Here is an 18,417-nt window from a genome sequence, read left to right on the forward strand (position 1 = left end):
ACGCCTTACGCGTTTACTTGTTTCGCTAAGCGAGATTTTTGACGAGCTGCAGCGTTTTGGTGGATAAGACCTTTACGAGCTGCTTTGTCAAGTTTTTTAGAAGCAGTTTTGAAAGCTTCTTTAGCATTTTCAAGATCGTTATTAGTAACTAAAGCTTCTACAGTTTTAACAGCAGAACGCATGTCAGACTTGATAGAAGCGTTATGTGCACGACGCTCTTCGCTAAGTTTAGCGCGTTTGATAGCAGATTTGATGTTTGCCATACTTTTCACCTCCCTGGTGCAATCGAATGACTCGATTCTTACATAGAACAAGTGATATTCTATCAAACGGTGAAGAGAATTGCAATAGTATATCCATGAAATTTCACGTAAAGGAAAGAATGACCTTATATAACTTTGGGAAATCTAACGATATTTACTATGAATTACGGAGGAGATACGATGAAAGAACCATTAGATTTAAGTAAATATAGCATTAGAACTGACCTTGCTGTAGAAGCTCATCAAATGTTGCAAGAAAGCCAAGAAGAACAAAAAGGGATACAGGGAGTTATTGTAAAAGAGAGAGAAGAAGAAGGTACTATAATTACAAAAGTAACGATTGATGAAGCTGCCTCTGAAGCGATGGGGAAAAAACCTGGAAATTATTTAACACTTGAAGTACAAGGGATACGTCAGCAAGATACAGAACTTCAACAAAAAGTGGAGCGTATTTTTGCAAAAGAATTTTCTTGTTTCTTAGAAGAGGTTGGAGTTACAAAAGAAGCAAGCTGTTTAATTGTAGGTCTTGGGAATTGGAATGTAACACCAGATGCTCTTGGACCGATAGTTGTAGAAAATGTATTAGTAACGAGACATTTGTTTCAATTGCAGCCTGAAAGTGTAGAAGAAGGATTTAGGCCTGTTAGTGCAATTCGGCCGGGGGTAATGGGGATTACAGGAATCGAAACGAGCGATGTTATTTATGGAATTATTGAGAAGACGAACCCGGACTTTGTAATTGCAATTGATGCATTAGCTGCTCGTTCTATTGAACGAGTAAATAGCACGATACAAATTTCTGATACTGGAATCCATCCTGGATCAGGGGTTGGGAATAAACGTAAAGAACTAAGTAAAGACACATTAGGTATCCCTGTTATCGCAATTGGTGTTCCGACTGTGGTCGATGCTGTTTCGATTACAAGTGATACGATTGATTTTATTTTGAAACATTTTGGTCGAGAGATGAAAGAAGGAAATAAACCTTCACGATCTTTGTTACCAGCGGGATTTTCATTTGGAGAAAAGAAAAAATTAACAGAAGAAGATATGCCGGATGAAAAGAGCAGAAATATGTTTTTAGGTGCTGTTGGTACGTTGGAAGAAGAAGAAAAAAGAAGGCTGATTTATGAAGTGCTATCTCCTCTTGGTCATAATTTAATGGTAACCCCAAAAGAAGTAGATACTTTTATTGAGGATATGGCGAATGTAATAGCGAGTGGTTTAAATGCAGCGCTACATCATCAAATTGATCAAGATAATACGGGAGCATATACACATTGAGGGGAACAGATGATTATGGTTTGAGTCGCTTTGCGCTTTTGTGTATATGTAGTGTAGCTTTATGTTTACTTATGATGATAGCAGGAGTGGCACTTGCTAATCATGGTTTGAAAAGTATGAAAGGCTATCAGCAATTGTCATATGAACAAATAGCTCATATGACAGGGACAGAAAGTACAGGTGCTGAATCAGAAATTTTGGGTAGCTCGTTTTCGGCCTCAGAAAAACAACAGCAATTAGAACGTTTAAGAAGTTTTAATGTTGTAGAAGGAATTGGGATGGCGGTAGCAAGTGTAGCTTATGAAATGACGAAGTTCGGGACGGATATAGTTGTTGGGAAAATAAAAGGAATTTTTAGCTAAGAGTAACATGGGAGGCGGTTGTTTTACTGATTTGTAGGACAGCCGTTTTAAAATTTGAAAAGGGTTTGTCTCTTATGGTTTATTCGCATAAGATATAGATAGAATGATTTGTATCGTAAGCAGCACGAGTTTTCATTGAATCTTTGTTGCTCTATTGATATAATCAGTGCTAGTGTATATTGGCGAGACTATTAGGAGTTGAGAACATAGATGAATAAAGAAGAAAGAGCAAAAAGACAGTCCAAAATTCGTAATTTCTCTATTATTGCTCATATTGACCACGGAAAATCAACGTTAGCAGACCGTATTTTAGAGAAAACAAACGCGTTAACACAACGCGAAATGAAAGCTCAGTTGCTTGACTCTATGGATTTAGAGCGTGAGCGTGGTATTACAATCAAATTAAACGCAGTACAATTAAACTATAAAGCAAAAGATGGTGAAGAGTATATTCTTCATTTAATTGATACACCAGGACATGTCGACTTTACGTACGAAGTATCTCGTAGTTTAGCGGCTTGTGAAGGCGCGATTCTTGTAGTAGATGCAGCGCAAGGTATTGAAGCGCAAACGTTAGCAAACGTATACTTAGCGCTTGATAACAATTTAGAAATTTTACCAGTTATTAATAAAATCGACTTACCAAGTGCGGATCCAGAACGTGTACGTCAAGAGGTAGAAGATGTAATTGGTTTAGATGCATCAGAAGCGGTACTTGCTTCTGCGAAAGCTGGAATTGGTATTGAAGAAATTTTAGAACAAATTGTTGAAAAAGTACCAGCTCCGTCGGGTGATTCAGAAGAGCCATTACAATGTATGATTTTCGACTCTTTATATGATCCGTACCGCGGTGTAATTGCTTATATCCGTGTTGTAAATGGAACAGTAAAAGTTGGCGATAAAGTACGTATGATGGCAACGGGTAAAGAATTTGAAGTAACAGAAGTAGGTGTATTTACACCGAAAACTACGCAACGTGACGAGTTAACAGTAGGTGATGTAGGTTTCTTAGCAGCATCGATTAAAAATGTTGGTGACACACGTGTTGGTGATACGATTACACATGCGAAACGTCCAGCTGCAGAGCCGTTAGCAGGTTACCGTAAGTTAAATCCGATGGTATTCTGTGGTCTGTATCCAATTGACTCTGCTCGTTATAACGATTTACGTGATGCATTAGAAAAATTAGAGTTAAACGATTCTGCTCTTGAGTTTGAACCAGAAACATCTCAAGCGCTAGGATTTGGTTTCCGTTGTGGTTTCTTAGGGCTTCTTCACATGGAAATCATTCAAGAACGTATTGAACGTGAATTTAAGATTGACTTAATTACAACAGCGCCAAGCGTTATTTATAAAGTTTATTTAACTAACGGTGAAGATGTTATTGTTGATAACCCATCTAATATGCCAGATCCACAGTCTATCGATCGTGTAGAAGAGCCGTTTGTGAAGGCTTCAATTATGGTTCCGAATGACTATGTTGGAGCTGTAATGGAGATTTGCCAAGGTAAACGTGGAACGTTTATTGATATGCAATATTTAGATGAAACGCGTGTTACATTAACATATGAAATCCCGTTATCAGAAATCGTATATGACTTCTTCGATCAATTGAAATCAAATACGAAAGGGTATGCATCATTTGACTACGAGTTAATTGGCTATAAACCATCTAAACTTGTGAAAATGGATATTCTTTTAAATAATGAACAAGTGGATGCTTTATCATTTATCGTACACCGTGATTCAGCGTATGACCGTGGTAAAGTAATCGTAGAGAAATTAAAAGAATTAATTCCGAGACAACAATTTGAAGTGCCAATTCAGGCGACTATCGGAAATAAAGTTGTAGCACGTTCTACAATTAAAGCGATGCGTAAAAACGTACTTGCAAAATGTTACGGCGGTGACATTTCTCGTAAGCGTAAACTTCTTGATAAGCAAAAAGAAGGTAAAAAACGTATGAAGTCTGTTGGTTCTGTAGAAGTACCGCAAGAGGCATTTATGGCTGTACTGAAAATGGATGACAACTAATATTTGAAATAAAAAAGAAGTCGTTTGTGCGGCTTCTTTTTTCTGTATAATTACTTTTTAGACATCTGAGCAGCTCTCATTTACAATAATGAGAGAGCTTTTTAGTTCATATAGAGTTAGGAGATTGTTAATGTCCGAAAATATTCGAAAAGATATTCAAGATAAAATACAAAATGGTAATTTTAATTGTGAAAAGGAATTGACGCTTTCTATTATTAGTGGAAAGTGGAAAGTTGTGATACTGTGGCATCTTGGTGTGGAAGGACCACATCGTTTCAGTGAATTACAACGGTTATTCCCAAGCATTTCTCATAAAGTTTTGTCGAACCAATTAAAAGAGTTAATGGAAGATGGAATTGTTGATCGGACAGTATATCCCGAAATTCCTCCTCGCGTTGAGTATTATATGACGGAACTAGGCATGTCACTTTTACCGATCGTTGAAATGATGTATGATTGGGGAAAAATGCGAATGGAACAAATTCGTAATACGTTAGAGAAGTAGAGAACCCTCCGGAGTGCGGAGGTTTTCTTTTTAGAAAGGTAGGAGTTATATTTGGTACAAGCTGCATATATTCATATTCCGTTTTGTCAGCACATTTGTCACTATTGTGATTTTAATAAAGTGTTTATTGAACGCCAACCGGTTGATCAATATTTAGATTATTTAGAGAAGGAAATAATAAATACGGTTCAAAAAGTTCCGTTTGATAGTATAAAAACGATTTTTGTGGGCGGGGGAACTCCGACAGCGTTAAATATGGAACAGACAAAAAAATTACTCGAGATTATTAATCGTCATTTGCGTCCGTTCGCCCAAAATTGTGAATTAACATTTGAAGCGAATCCAGGAGATCTGCCGAAAGAGAAGTTGAATGTACTGCTAGAAGGTGGAGTGAATCGAATTAGTTTTGGTGTGCAAACGTTCCGTGATGAACTGCTTGAGAAAATCGGGCGCAAGCATACGAGGGAAGATGCATTCCTCGCGATTCGAGAAGCACAGGAAGTAGGATTTAAAAATATTAATGTAGATATTATTTATGCTTTGCCAGGACAGACGATAGAAGATGTAAAAGAAACATTAGATATTGCTTTTACGCTTGGTGTACAACATTTCTCTGCATATTCATTAATTGTGGAACCTAAAACAGTGTTTTATAACTTAATGAACAAAGGGAAATTGCGTCTTCCGGGTGAAGACCATGAAGCGAAAATGTATGAAATAGTAATGGATGAAATGGAGAAACACGGTTATAACCAGTATGAAATTAGTAATTTCTCAAAAGGTGACAATAAAAGTAGACATAATCTCACATACTGGAATAATGAAGAGTATTATGGATTTGGAGCTGGAGCTCATAGTTATGTGAACGGGGAACGTATTCAAAATGTAGGTCCGCTGAAGCAATATTTTAATAAAATTGATGAAACAGGATTTCCGTATTTAGATGTTCACAAAGTGACGGAGAAAGAAAGAATGGAAGAAGAGCTGTTCTTAGGGCTTCGAAAAACAAAAGGTGTTTCTAAAACGGCGTTCCGCAATAAATTTAATGTAGAGATGGATCAAGTTTTCGCGAAGCAGTTACAAAGCAACCAAGAGCAGGGATTGCTTGAAGAGGAAGATGGACATGTGCGTTTAACGCGAAAAGGAAAATTATTAGGGAATGAAGTATTCCAATCATTTTTGATTGACTAATTAAATGTTCCATAGGCGTGAAAAAGTTTCATTATTTCGTGACGTTTCCGTTGACAATTGAATGTCAATTTTGGTAAGTTATTAATAGATTTAGCACTCAAAGACAAAGAGTGCTAACAGAGGTGATGATGAGATGCTTACGGAACGTCAGCTCTTAATTTTACAAACAATTATTGATGACTTTATTGGATCAGCGCAGCCCGTTGGGTCTAGAACGTTGGCTAAAAAAGATGAAATTACATTTAGTTCAGCTACTATTCGAAATGAAATGGCGGACTTAGAAGAATTAGGTTTTATTGAAAAAACGCACAGTTCTTCTGGACGTGTTCCTTCTGAGAAAGGCTACCGATTTTATGTAGACCATCTTTTAGCACCGCAAAACTTACCGAACGCTGAAATTGTACAAATTAAAGATTTATTTGCTGAAAGAATTTTTGAAGCGGAAAAAATTGCACAACAATCTGCTCAAATTTTATCAGAACTTACGAATTATACGGCCATTGTTCTTGGACCGAAGTTAAGTACAAATAAACTTAAAAATGTACAAATTGTGCCGCTTGATCGTCAAACTGCTGTCGCTATTATTGTAACCGATACAGGGCATGTACAAAGTAAAACGATTACCGTTCCGGAATCTGTTGATTTATCAGATTTAGAAAAAATGGTTAATATTTTAAATGAAAAGCTATCTGGCGTACCGATGGAAGAACTTCATAATAAAATCTTTAAGGAGATTGTTACAGTTTTACGTGGGTATGTTCATAATTACGATAGTGCAATAAAAATGTTGGATGGTACATTTCAAGTTCCGTTATCGGAAAAGATATACTTTGGAGGAAAAGCAAATATGCTTTCGCAGCCAGAGTTCCATGACATTCAAAAGGTTAGATCTTTACTTACCATGATTGATAATGAAGCCGAATTTTATGACATTTTGCGTCATAAACAAGTCGGGATTCAAGTGAAAATTGGTAGGGAAAACTCTTCGACGGCTATGGAGGATTGTAGTTTAATTTCTGCAACATATTCAATCGGCGAAGAGCAACTTGGAACAATTGCTATTTTAGGTCCTACGAGAATGCAATATTCTCGTGTAATTAGTTTGTTACAGTTATTTACGAGACAATTTACTGATGGACTTAAAAAGTAAATGAGAGTAATACATTCGCTCAAGTGATGAAATTTTCATTACTGTGTGTAATATATAATGCTTAGGTAATCATGCTATGCATGATACCTAATACCTTTTAAGGAGGTGAATATTGTGGAAGAGCGTAACGAACAAGTGGTAGAAGAAGTAAAAGAAGCGCAAGTTGAAGAAGCTGTCACGCCAGAAAACAGTGAAGAAACTGTAGAAGAAAAAAGTGAGGCTGCTCTTTTACAAGAAAAAGTAGATGAGCTACAAGCGAAACTAACGGAAACGGAAGGTCGCACATTACGTCTACAAGCTGATTTTGAAAATTATAAGCGCCGTGTCCAAATGGATAAACAGGCTGCTGAAAAATATAGAGCACAAAGTCTAGTTTCAGACATCTTGCCAGCTCTTGATAATTTTGAAAGAGCAATGCAAGTGGAAGCGACTGATGAGCAAACGAAATCCTTGTTACAAGGTATGGAAATGGTGCATCGTCAATTGTTAGAAGCGCTGACTAAAGAAGGTGTGGAAGTGATTGAAGCTGTTGGTAAACAGTTTGATCCTAATGAACACCAAGCTATTATGCAAGTGGAAGATAGTGAATTTGAATCAAACGCGGTTGTGGAAGAATTCCAAAAAGGTTATAAACTAAAAGACCGTGTGATTCGCCCATCAATGGTAAAAGTAAATCAATAATTTACATAAAACTAGGAGGATTCGCCATGAGTAAAATTATCGGTATTGACTTAGGTACAACAAACTCTTGTGTAGCTGTTATGGAAGGTGGAGAACCAAAGGTTATCCCAAATCCAGAAGGAAACCGTACAACACCTTCTGTTGTAGCTTTCAAAAATGAAGAACGTCAAGTTGGGGAAGTTGCAAAGCGCCAAGCAATTACAAACCCAAATACAATCATGTCTGTTAAACGTCATATGGGTACAGACTACAAAGTAGAAGTTGAAGGTAAAGATTATACACCTCAAGAAATTTCTGCAATCATTTTACAAAACTTAAAAGCTTCTGCTGAAGCATACTTAGGTGAAACAGTAACGAAAGCTGTTATTACAGTACCTGCATACTTCAACGATGCAGAGCGTCAAGCAACGAAAGATGCTGGTCGTATCGCTGGTTTAGAAGTTGAGCGTATTATTAACGAGCCAACAGCAGCAGCACTTGCTTACGGTTTAGAAAAACAAGACGAAGAACAAAAAATCTTAGTATATGACTTAGGTGGCGGTACATTTGACGTATCTATCCTTGAGTTAGCAGACGGCACATTCGAAGTTATTTCAACTGCTGGTGACAACCGTCTTGGTGGCGATGACTTTGACCAAGTTATCATCGATCATTTAGTAGCTGAGTTCAAAAAAGAAAATAACATTGATTTAAGCCAAGATAAAATGGCGCTTCAACGCTTGAAAGATGCAGCTGAAAAAGCGAAAAAAGATCTTTCTGGTGTAACACAAACTCAAATTTCATTACCATTCATTAGTGCTGGAGCTGCTGGTCCATTACACTTAGAATTAACGTTAACAAGAGCGAAATTCGAAGAGCTTTCAGCAGGTCTTGTTGAAAGAACATTAGAGCCAACTCGTCGTGCATTAAAAGACGCTGGTTTTGCTCCAAGCGAATTAGATAAAGTTATTCTTGTTGGTGGATCTACTCGTATCCCAGCTGTACAAGAAGCTATTAAACGTGAAACTGGTAAAGAGCCATATAAAGGTGTAAACCCTGATGAAGTTGTAGCATTAGGTGCTGCAGTTCAAGGTGGCGTACTTACTGGTGATGTAGAAGGCGTTCTATTATTAGACGTAACTCCACTTTCTTTAGGTATTGAAACTATGGGTGGCGTGTTCACGAAATTAATCGAGCGTAACACTACAATTCCAACAAGTAAGTCACAAGTATTCTCGACAGCTGCTGATAATCAACCAGCAGTAGACATTCACGTATTACAAGGTGAGCGTCCAATGTCAGCTGACAACAAAACGTTAGGTCGTTTCCAATTAACTGACCTTCCACCAGCACCACGTGGTATTCCACAAATCGAAGTAACATTCGATATTGATGCGAACGGTATCGTTAACGTACGTGCGAAAGACTTAGGAACAAGCAAAGAGCAAGCTATTACAATCCAATCTTCTTCAGGTCTTTCTGATGAAGAAGTAGAACGTATGGTACAAGAAGCGGAAGCAAATGCTGACGCTGACCAAAAACGTAAGGAAGAAGTAGAACTTCGTAACGAAGCTGACCAACTTGTATTCCAAACAGACAAAGTTGTAAAAGATTTAGAAGGTAAAGTAGATGCAGCTGAAGTTGCAAAAGCAACAGAAGCGAAAGAAGCATTACAAGCTGCAATTGAGAAAAACGAGCTTGAAGAAATTCGTGCGAAAAAAGATGCTTTACAAGAAATCGTACAACAATTAACTGTTAAATTATACGAGCAGGCTCAAGCAGCTGCCGGTCAAGCAGAAGGTGCGCAAGGTGCACAAGACGCTGGCGCAAAGAAAGACAATGTAGTTGACGCTGAGTTTGAAGAAGTAAAAGAAGACAAGTAATTCAACTGTAAACATAATAAGTAAGATGACAAAAAGTCAAAGTCAAGCGTGCCTTGACTTTGGCTTTTTTCACGAATGAGAAGCGATGTGTGAGGATCTTAAGTTTTTCGCTTTGCATACTGTAAGTGAGGAAACTTTGTTGCAAAGCACTTTCTTTCGGTGTTAAAATTACGTTTATGTGAAAGATTCGGGGGTTGTAAATTTATGAGTAAACGAGACTATTATGAGGTCCTTGGACTTAGCAAGGGCGCTTCAACAGATGAAATTAAAAAAGCGTATCGTCGTTTGGCTAAAAAATACCATCCAGACGTAAGCAAAGAAGAAAATGCAATTGAAAAGTTTAAAGAAGTACAAGAAGCATACGAAGTGTTAAGTGATGATCAAAAGCGTGCACAGTACGATCAATTTGGTCATGCTGGTGCAAATCAAGGATTCGGTGGATTTGGCGGCGGAGGAGACTTCGGCGGTGGCTTCGGTTTTGAAGATATATTTAGTTCTTTCTTTGGCGGTGGCGGCGGCAGACGTCGTGATCCAAATGCTCCGCGCCAAGGTGCTGACTTACAATATCAAGTCACTTTAGATTTTGAAGAAGCTATTTTTGGTAAGGAATTAAATGTGGAAATTCCAGTAGAAGATCCATGTGATACTTGTAAAGGTAGTGGAGCAAAACCAGGAACTTCAAAAGAAACATGTAAACATTGTTCAGGCTCTGGTCAAGTGAGTGTAGAACAAAACACACCGTTTGGTCGTATCGTAAACCGTCAAGCTTGTGGTCATTGTTCAGGAACTGGACAAATTATTAAAGAAAAATGTACGACATGTCACGGTTCAGGTAAAGTTCGTAAACGTAAAAAAATCAATGTTAAAATTCCAGCGGGTATCGATAATGGTCAACAAATTCGTGTGTCTGGAAAAGGTGAAGCCGGCGTAAATGGCGGACCAGCAGGAGACTTATATGTTGTCGTTCATGTAAGAAATCATGAATTCTTCGAGCGTGAAGGAGATCACATTATTTGCGAAATGCCATTAACATTTGCGCAAATGGCGCTTGGTGATGAAGTGGAAGTTCCTACTGTTCATGGTAAAGTGAAGCTGAAAATTCCAGCAGGAACACAAACTGGAACAGAATTCCGCTTAAAAGGAAAAGGTGCTCCGAACGTACGTGGATACGGCCAAGGAGATCAATATGTAGTCGTTCGTGTTGTTGTACCGACGAAATTGACTTCGCAGCAAAAAGATTTATTACGTGAATTTGCAGGACAAGAAGAGCAGGATGATAGTTTATTCGGAAAGCTTAAACGTGCTTTCAAAGGGGAATAATGGAAATAAAAAATGGAGTTGGTAAATTGTGAAATGGTCAGAAATTAGTATTCATACAACAGAAGAAGCAGTAGAAGCTGTCTCTCATATTTTACATGAAGCTGGTGCTAGTGGAGTTGCGATTGAGGATCCAGCGGAGTTAACGAAAGAGCGCGAGCAACAATATGGTGAAATTTATGCATTGAACCCAGATGAATATCCGGCGGAAGGTGTATTAATAAAAGCGTATTTCCCGCAAACGGATTCTTTACATGAAACGATTGCAGGTGTAAAATCATCTATTGATGTGCTTCCATCTTACGACATCGAAATTGGTACTGGAAATATTACCGTTAACGAAGTCAATGAAGAAGATTGGGCTACTGCTTGGAAAAAATATTACCATCCAGTACAAATTTCTGATACATTCACAATCGTACCGACTTGGGAAGAATATACACCATCTTCTCCTGATGAAAAAATCATTGAATTAGACCCGGGTATGGCGTTTGGTACAGGAACTCATCCAACAACAACGATGTGTATCCGTGCTTTAGAAAAAACAGTACAGCCAGGTGACACTATTATTGATGTAGGAACAGGTTCTGGTGTACTTAGTATTGCGGCTGCAAAATTAGGTGCGTCTTCTGTTCAAGCATATGATTTAGATCCGGTTGCGGTTGAAAGTGCAGAAATGAATGTACGTTTAAATAAAACAGATGATATCGTGTCTGTTGGACAAAATAGTCTTTTAGAAGGCATTGAAGGTCCTGTTGATTTAATCGTAGCTAACTTATTAGCAGAAATTATTCTATTATTCCCTGAAGATGCAGCAAGAGTTGTGAAGTCAGGTGGATTATTTATTACATCGGGCATTATTGCTGCGAAGGAAAAAGTAATTTCTGAGGCGTTAGAACAAGCTGGATTTACAATTGAAGAAGTGTTACGAATGGAAGATTGGGTAGCAATTATTGCACGAAATGCGTAATATAGATTTTAGTCTATAATGAAAAGGGGAGTCTCTCACTATAAGGTGAGAGACTTGCCGTTTGTTATATGAAAAATGATAACGTTTCGTTCTTTTCGTAAGTGTTGACTTACGAAAGGAACGAAACTCTACTAAGGTGATTATATGCAACGTTATTTTGTAGAAGAGAAATATGTAAATGAGACAAGTATTCGCATTGTAGGTGATGACGTACATCATATCGCAAGAGTGATGCGTATGTCAGCTGGTGATCATATTTATTGCTGTGTAAACGGAAAAACAGCAGTATGTTCAATTGATGAAATTACCAGTGAATTTATTAATACGGCTATTGTAGAATGGGTAGAGGCGTCAAGTGAACTTCCTGTTTTCGTGACGATTGCAAGTGGACTGCCAAAAGGAGACAAGCTAGAGTTAATTTTTCAAAAAGGAACTGAGCTTGGGGCAGCTGCATTCTTACCATTTCAAGCATCTCGCTCTATCGTAAAATGGGATGCGAAAAAAGCTGATAAAAAAGTTGAGCGTTTAAGAAAAATTGTGAAAGAAGCTGCGGAACAATCACATAGAAGTGAAATTCCAGAAGTACATGCTCCGGCATCATTTAAGCAATTGCTTTCAATGAGTGGTGAGTATGATGTTTGTCTTGTTGCTTACGAAGAGGAAGCAAAACAAGGTGAGAAATCTAATTTTGCGAAAGCTTTAACGACAATGAAACCAGGTCAAAAGCTATTGATTGTATTTGGCCCAGAAGGCGGTTTAGCTGAGGAAGAGATTACAGCGCTTCGTGAACATAAATTTGTACCATGTAGTTTAGGACCAAGAATTTTAAGAACAGAAACGGCGCCGTTATACGCGTTAAGTGCTGCTTCGTATCATTTTGAATTGATGGGGTGATGATCAATGTCAACTGTTGCGTTCCATACGTTAGGTTGTAAAGTAAACCACTATGAAACAGAAGCCATTTGGCAATTGTTTAAACAAGGTGGTTATGAAAGAACAGAATATGAAAAGAAAGCTGATGTATATGTTATTAACACATGTACAGTAACGAATACTGGGGACAAAAAAAGCCGTCAAGTAATCAGACGTGCTGTGCGTCAAAATCCAGATGCAGTTATTTGCGTAACGGGATGTTATGCACAAACATCTCCAGCTGAAATTATGGCGATTCCGGGTGTAGATATTGTAGTTGGTACACAGGATCGTGAAAAGATGTTAGGTTACATCGAAGAATTCCGTAAAGAGCGTCAACCAATTAATGCTGTCCGTAATATTATGAAAACACGTGTGTACGAAGAACTTGATGTACCTTATTTCACGGATCGTACACGTGCGTCTTTAAAAATACAAGAGGGTTGCAATAACTTCTGTACATTCTGTATCATTCCTTGGGCGCGTGGTTTAATGCGTTCTCGTGATGGAAAAGAAGTTATTAAACAAGCACAACAATTAGTGGATGCAGGCTATAAAGAAATCGTATTAACGGGTATTCATACAGGTGGATACGGCGAAGACATAAAAGATTATAACTTAGCTGGATTACTTCGTGATATGGAAGCGGAAGTAGGCGGATTAAAACGTCTTCGTATTTCTTCTATTGAAGCGAGTCAAATTTCAGATGAAGTAATTGAAGTGTTAGATAAATCTGAAGTAGTTGTACGCCACTTGCATATTCCGTTGCAATCTGGTTCTAATACTGTATTAAAACGTATGCGTCGTAAATATACGATGGAGTTCTTCCAAGAGCGTTTAGATCGTTTGAAAGAAGCGTTACCAGGCCTTGCGATTACATCTGACGTAATCGTTGGTTTCCCAGGTGAAACAGAAGAAGAATTCATGGAAACATACAATTTCATTAAAGAGAACCGCTTCTCTGAGTTACATGTGTTCCCTTACTCAAAACGTACAGGAACACCTGCAGCACGCATGGAAGATCAAGTTCCTGAAGATGTGAAGAATGATCGTGTTCATCGTTTAATTGAGCTATCTAATCAATTAGCGAAAGAATATGCATCAGCGTTTGAAGGTGAAGTGCTTGAAATCATTCCAGAAGAGCAATTTAAAGACGGCGACCGTGAAGGGTTATATGTAGGGTATACAGATAACTACTTGAAAATTGTATTTGAAGGATCAGAAGAATTAATTGGTAAGCTAGTGAAAGTGAAAATTACGAAAGCGGGTTATCCATATAACGAAGCGCAATTTGTTCGTGTTCTTGAAGATGATGTAAAAAAAGAATCAGCTAGCGCATAAAAAGAGCGTGCAACCGGAAACGGTTTGCATGCTTTCTTTATTTGAAGCGGTTAAGTACTATAAGGTGGGGAGGCGTTTCATGCATCCCTGTATGAAAAAAGATGAAATGATAAAAATATAGTTGTCTTCATCAGTAAAGGATACTAGCTATTTGCATAACTTTTGAAAAGGAAATGCTTCTATTCTTCTTTTATTCTGCCAAATAGTTGACCTGAAGTGATAAAATGTATTATAATCGTAAAAGACATGCTGAAGAAGTGTTTCTTTTTGCATGCTGAAGTTAGTATGTAAGTGTGATGTTTCGGAGGGAGGGAAAGAGAATGTCAAAAACAGTCGTTCGTAAAAACGAGTCTTTGGAGGATGCACTTCGCCGTTTTAAAAGATCGGTTTCTAAAACTGGTACACTTGCTGAAGCAAGAAAGCGCGAGTTTTATGAAAAACCAAGTGTAAAACGTAAGAAGAAATCTGAAGCGGCAAGAAAGCGTAAATTCTAAGAGAGGGTGTAAGTTATGAGTCTTCTCGGTCGTTTAAACGATGATATGAAACAAGCGATGAAGAATAAACAAAAAGAAAAATTAACCGTTATTCGTATGGTTAAGGCTGCTTTACAAAATGAAGGTATTAAACTGCAACATACTCTTACTGAAGAAGAGGAAATAACAGTTTTAGCTCGTGAAGTAAAACAGTATAAGGACTCCCTCCTTGAATTTAAAAAAGCTGGTCGTGAAGACCTTGTTAATAAACTGCAAAGTGAAATTCAGATTTTAAGCGCATATTTGCCAGAGCAATTAACTGAAGAAGAACTAGTTGATGTAATCAAGCAAGTTATTTCTGAAGTTGGTGCGACTTCTAAAGCAGATATGGGTAAGGTGATGACTGCTGTTATGCCGAAAGTAAAAGGTAAAACAGACGGATCACTTGTGAATAAGCTGGTTATCCAGCTATTAGCGTAAAAAAACGTCTCATTTCGTATGAGACGTTTTTTTATTGTTCTTATTAAGGAGAAACGCTATATTGCTTAAAAAGGGTTTCTATAAGTGATAGAAACCCCTCTAGTTAAAGTTTCAATTTATTATTTCCTTGTATAATTCCGATTCTACACCTATTCTTACTTCCTTGACTAAAACTTCTTTCGCAAATAAAAGCTAAGTACCGAACCTTCTGAAAATCAGATTGAAGTTTTATAGCTTGCTCTTCAGCATAATCCTCAAAGGTAACGAAAGAGATTCTAACTATTTTAGATTTTGCATCAGTTGCATAAAATGGCCGGATATTACTGTCGATAATTTGTTTTATAACATTCGAAATTTCTTGACTAAAGCCAATTTACTTTCGTATTTCCTCATTTATTAATTCATTTTTTAATGAACCCTAATATTTTTTGAAATTCATATAACAACCATCTATAAAATATTCTTACTTACAACGTAACATTCAGAGTGGAGAAATTTTCTTTTTTTTGATTTTATCCCTCATTAACGGGCAGCCCGATTGGTGAGGGGGGATTAAAGTTTCACTTTATCTCATTTGTCCAATAAATGACAACTACTTATTCTATGGTCAGTATGTCACATCCAGAACGAATTGTAACAGTTTTTTTCAAGTTTCTAACTTCTCGCTAGGCTCAATTTCTTAATGTAACTTGTACTGATATCCTGTAGGGGCGCATATTCTTGTATTAATACTTCTATTATTAAAGGTAACATCCTCTGATCCATCATTGTCCTGACAAATATGATTTCATATAGCGACTGTTTTAATTAACATGATATGAACTCTTACAGAATATAGTTATGTTAGTGAAGACGTTATAACACGATAGGCACTTGTGAAGAAATACATATATATGGGATGAGAGGGGGTCTTTCGAGATGAAGAAATTAGAACAAATGAAAAATTGGTTGACAAAACAAGTAGACCTACCAGTGGATGTATTAATGGATCTACCTCGGATTACTCTTGTTGGGCAAATACATATTTATATAGAAAATCATCGGGGGTTATTAGTGTTTTCAGATAAAGAAGTGCGATTACTTTTAAAACACGGTCAATTATTAATTAAAGGACAATCCTTTGTTATTAAAACGATTCTTCCAGAAGAGCTTTTGCTCGAAGGGATAATTGAGCAAGTAACATTTTTAGAAAATGAAAAAAAAGGTGATTGAAGTGAAACTTCCATTTGTGAAGTTTTTCTTCTTTATCCTGTAAAAGTTCCGTTGATAGAGACTGATTACAGTTTTACTCGGTTTCATTTTAGTACGAGCTATTTTAATGTTTCAAATAAAAAGTAGTATATCTACTTTTAGAAAGGTAGTGAAGGTGGTAAATGAAAAATAAATGGTTTATAAAGTGGCTTGGATATGTAAAAGTGCGAATTGAAGGTAGAGGAGCGGAACGGTTTGTTAATGAATGTGTACGGAGGAATTTATTAGTTTGGGATGTTAAAAAGATAGCTGATGAAACGTTAGTTTTTTGTATGTTGTTACGCGATGTGAAAAAAATAAAACCAATTTATAGAAAAAATGAATGTAAATTATATTTTATTGGACGTTATGGTTTTCCTTTTTGGAATAAGCGTTTAATTAAAAATAGTGGATTTTTAATTGGTTTTTTAATTTTCTTTTTTGGTGTAATTGCAATGTCAAATATGGTTTGGAAAATTGAAATTACAGGAGCAAAACCTGAAACGGAATATATATTGATGAAAGAATTGGATAAAATGGGTATTAAAAAAGGGAAACTACAATTTCAAATGCCGAATGTAGAAGATGTACAACGCCATTTGACAGATAATATTAATGCCATTACTTGGGCGGGACTAGAAGTAAGAGGAACGACGTATCATTTTAAAATTGTTGAAAAAAACGAACCGAAGAAAGAAAAGGAACAAAGGCCGCAAAATTTAGTAGCAAAAAAAGAAGCGATTATTACAAAGACGTTCGTAGAAGTTGGAAAGCCGGTTGTACTGAAAAATGATCATGTAGAAAAAGGGCAAATTCTCGTATCAGGAATATATGGTAATGAGGAAAGTCCGACGATTGTTTCAGCGAAAGGTATTGTGTATGGAGAAACGTGGTATACATCTAAGGTGGATGTCCCGTTAAAGACGCAATTCCAAGTGTATACTGGTAATGTATACAATGAACATTTTCTTAAATTTGGGGATACGAAAATAAAAATATGGGGATTTCAGCATGATAAGTATAAACGCTCTCGTACTGAAAGTGTAAAGCATGATGTGAAATTATTTGGTTTTACACTGCCGATTGCATATGAAAAAGATGTTGTGAGAGAAGAGGAAGAAGCGAATCGAGAATATACAGAAAAGCAAGCGCTGAAAGTAGCGAAAGAGATGGCCGAAAAAGAACTAAAGAAAAAATTGGATGAACATGCTATGATTGTAAGTGATAAGATTTTGAGTAAAGAGGTTGAGGCGGGTCAACTAAAGGTCACATTGCATTATACTGTGGTTGAAAATATTGCAGAGCCACAACCAATATCCGAATCCGATATTCAAGGAGACTGAGTAATGGCAGAACAATTAGTAGAAATGAACCAACAATTGGAAAATACTAACGAAGCAATCGCTCTTTTTGGAGTCAATGATGCACATTTAAAAGTAATTGAACGAGAACTGAATGTATCGATCGTAACTAGAGGAGAAACTGTTCATGTATCTGGGGCAGTTGAAACGGTGACACTCGTAGAAAAAATCTTACAGCAATTACTTGTTGTAATTCGTAAAAGTATATCAATTTCAGAGAGAGATGTTGCGTATGCAATTCAGCTTGCACAACAAGGGAAAATTGCTCAATTTGAAGAGTTATATGAAGAAGAAATTTTCAAGACTGCAAAAGGTAAATCCATTCGTGTAAAAACAATGGGGCAAAGACGATATATTCATGCGATGAAGAAGAATGATATTGTCTTTGGGATAGGGCCTGCAGGAACTGGAAAAACATACTTAGCTGTAGTAATGGCTGTGAGGGCTTTAAAACAAGGGTATGTAAAGAAAATTATTTTAACAAGACCTGCTGTAGAAGCTGGAGAAAATTTAGGTTTTTTACCAGGGGATTTGAAAGAGAAGGTAGATCCATACTTACGCCCATTATATGATGCCTTACATGATATTCTTGGACAAGAATATACGCAGCGTATGATGGAGCGAGGAGTAATTGAAATCGCGCCGCTTGCTTATATGAGGGGGCGTACGCTTGATGATTCATTTGTTATTTTAGATGAGGCTCAAAATACAACGGGTGCTCAAATAAAAATGTTTTTAACAAGATTAGGTTTTAGTTCTAAAATGGTTATTACAGGGGACCCTTCACAAGTAGACTTGCCAAAAGGGGTAAAATCAGGGCTATCTATAGCTGCTAATATTTTATCTGGTGTATCAGGTCTGTCATTTATTACATTAGAACAAACGGACGTTGTGAGACATCCATTGGTGCAACGTATTATTGAGGCATATGATAAAATGGAATGATCCTATTTGTCAGGATCATTTCTTTTTGTATGATAAGGTTGGCGAACGTCATATTT

18 protein-coding genes are annotated in these 18,417 nt (G+C 37.0%); 17 read left to right on the forward strand and 1 reads right to left on the reverse strand.

Annotated elements, in window-relative coordinates:
* Positions 1-5: 5 nt before the first annotated feature.
* Positions 6-263, reverse strand: a complete 258-nt coding sequence (gene rpsT / locus AC22L0_RS15115) for a 30S ribosomal protein S20 (protein WP_001274011.1) — start codon at positions 261-263, stop codon at positions 6-8.
* 180 nt (positions 264-443) lie between these two features.
* Between rpsT and gpr the strand changes: the two genes are divergently transcribed.
* From gpr to AC22L0_RS15200, 17 genes are all read left to right on the forward strand, one after another.
* The gene (gene gpr, locus AC22L0_RS15120; protein WP_000662616.1) at positions 444-1,547 is read left to right on the forward strand and encodes a GPR endopeptidase; all 1,104 of its coding nucleotides are present in this window, start codon (positions 444-446) and stop codon (positions 1,545-1,547) included.
* Complete coding sequence (locus AC22L0_RS15125) at positions 1,544-1,909, forward strand: YqxA family protein (protein WP_001215034.1); 366 nt, start codon at positions 1,544-1,546, stop codon at positions 1,907-1,909. Before gpr ends, AC22L0_RS15125 begins: the two co-directional genes overlap by 4 nt.
* A gap of 210 nt (positions 1,910-2,119) precedes the next feature.
* The gene (gene lepA / locus AC22L0_RS15130; RefSeq protein ID WP_001030951.1) at positions 2,120-3,943 is read left to right on the forward strand and encodes an elongation factor 4; all 1,824 of its coding nucleotides are present in this window, start codon (positions 2,120-2,122) and stop codon (positions 3,941-3,943) included.
* Positions 3,944-4,073: 130 nt separating this feature from the next.
* Positions 4,074-4,448: a winged helix-turn-helix transcriptional regulator gene (locus AC22L0_RS15135; RefSeq protein WP_001293539.1), complete on the forward strand. Its 375-nt coding sequence runs from the start codon at positions 4,074-4,076 to the stop codon at positions 4,446-4,448.
* A 51-nt stretch (positions 4,449-4,499) separates the two neighbouring features.
* Entirely contained in the window at positions 4,500-5,639 is a 1,140-nt protein-coding gene (gene hemW / locus AC22L0_RS15140; protein ID WP_487272311.1) for a radical SAM family heme chaperone HemW, read from the forward strand.
* A gap of 133 nt (positions 5,640-5,772) precedes the next feature.
* Positions 5,773-6,789: a heat-inducible transcriptional repressor HrcA gene (hrcA, locus tag AC22L0_RS15145; protein ID WP_000954941.1), complete on the forward strand. Its 1,017-nt coding sequence runs from the start codon at positions 5,773-5,775 to the stop codon at positions 6,787-6,789.
* Positions 6,790-6,903: 114 nt separating this feature from the next.
* Complete coding sequence (gene grpE, locus AC22L0_RS15150) at positions 6,904-7,470, forward strand: nucleotide exchange factor GrpE (protein WP_000392711.1); 567 nt, start codon at positions 6,904-6,906, stop codon at positions 7,468-7,470.
* Positions 7,471-7,496: 26 nt separating this feature from the next.
* A complete protein-coding gene (gene dnaK, locus AC22L0_RS15155; RefSeq protein ID WP_000034700.1) occupies positions 7,497-9,332 on the forward strand; it encodes a chaperone protein DnaK in 1,836 nt (611 codons plus the stop codon).
* 204 nt (positions 9,333-9,536) lie between these two features.
* Entirely contained in the window at positions 9,537-10,652 is a 1,116-nt protein-coding gene (gene dnaJ, locus AC22L0_RS15160; RefSeq protein WP_000043947.1) for a molecular chaperone DnaJ, read from the forward strand.
* A gap of 28 nt (positions 10,653-10,680) precedes the next feature.
* A complete protein-coding gene (gene prmA, locus AC22L0_RS15165; RefSeq protein ID WP_000872103.1) occupies positions 10,681-11,619 on the forward strand; it encodes a 50S ribosomal protein L11 methyltransferase in 939 nt (312 codons plus the stop codon).
* Between the two features lie 144 nt (positions 11,620-11,763).
* Positions 11,764-12,513: a 16S rRNA (uracil(1498)-N(3))-methyltransferase gene (locus AC22L0_RS15170; protein ID WP_001190159.1), complete on the forward strand. Its 750-nt coding sequence runs from the start codon at positions 11,764-11,766 to the stop codon at positions 12,511-12,513.
* A 6-nt stretch (positions 12,514-12,519) separates the two neighbouring features.
* Positions 12,520-13,872 (forward strand): tRNA (N(6)-L-threonylcarbamoyladenosine(37)-C(2))-methylthiotransferase MtaB, encoded by a 1,353-nt coding sequence (gene mtaB, locus AC22L0_RS15175; protein ID WP_000108679.1) that lies wholly within the window; start codon positions 12,520-12,522, stop codon positions 13,870-13,872.
* A gap of 320 nt (positions 13,873-14,192) precedes the next feature.
* On the forward strand, positions 14,193-14,366 hold the full coding sequence (gene rpsU, locus AC22L0_RS15180; RefSeq protein ID WP_000048061.1) for a 30S ribosomal protein S21: 174 nt from the start codon (positions 14,193-14,195) through the stop codon (positions 14,364-14,366).
* Between the two features lie 15 nt (positions 14,367-14,381).
* Entirely contained in the window at positions 14,382-14,825 is a 444-nt protein-coding gene (locus AC22L0_RS15185; protein ID WP_000054562.1) for a GatB/YqeY domain-containing protein, read from the forward strand.
* Positions 14,826-15,743: 918 nt separating this feature from the next.
* Positions 15,744-16,037, forward strand: a complete 294-nt coding sequence (gene yqfC / locus AC22L0_RS15190) for a sporulation protein YqfC (protein WP_000732269.1) — start codon at positions 15,744-15,746, stop codon at positions 16,035-16,037.
* 161 nt (positions 16,038-16,198) lie between these two features.
* Positions 16,199-17,398 (forward strand): sporulation protein YqfD, encoded by a 1,200-nt coding sequence (yqfD, locus tag AC22L0_RS15195; RefSeq protein ID WP_000792499.1) that lies wholly within the window; start codon positions 16,199-16,201, stop codon positions 17,396-17,398.
* Between the two features lie 3 nt (positions 17,399-17,401).
* Positions 17,402-18,361 carry a PhoH family protein gene (locus tag AC22L0_RS15200; RefSeq protein ID WP_000840520.1) on the forward strand — a complete coding sequence of 320 codons (960 nt, stop codon included), beginning with the start codon at positions 17,402-17,404 and terminating at the stop codon, positions 18,359-18,361.
* The last annotated feature ends 56 nt before the right edge of the window (positions 18,362-18,417 follow it).

This window comes from Bacillus sp. LQ01 (assembly GCF_057624735.1).